Origin of the sequence: Bacillus sp. SIMBA_005 (assembly GCF_046535585.1) — a bacterium.
Classification (GTDB): Bacteria; Bacillota; Bacilli; order Bacillales; family Bacillaceae; genus Bacillus; species Bacillus pumilus.
In genome coordinates this window covers 1-228 of record NZ_JAWRWI010001343.1, presented here as the reverse complement: position 1 = coordinate 228, position 228 = coordinate 1, and the positions used below count along the sequence as shown (strand labels likewise).

Genomic DNA, 228 nt, shown 5'->3' with positions numbered 1-228 from the left:
AAACGGGATATAAAGAGAATATTTAGTACATGGAATAATTTGTTAGAAGGAAGGGTGGGCACATATTGAAAGAAGAAAAAAGAAGTTCAACCGGTTTTTTAGTAAAACAAAGAGCCTTTTTAAAGCTTTACATGATTACAATGACAGAGCAGGAACGGCTTTACGGACTGAAGCTTCTCGAGGTGCTGCGTTCGGAATTTAAACCCATCGGTTTTAAGCCGAATCATA

The 228-nt window shown here is 37.3% G+C and carries 1 pseudogene; it reads left to right on the top strand.

Annotated features, from left to right (window positions below):
- Nucleotides 1-65 precede the first annotated feature (65 nt).
- Nucleotides 66-228, top strand: a pseudogene (gene rtp / locus SB660_RS24440) (replication termination protein); the annotation flags it as partial.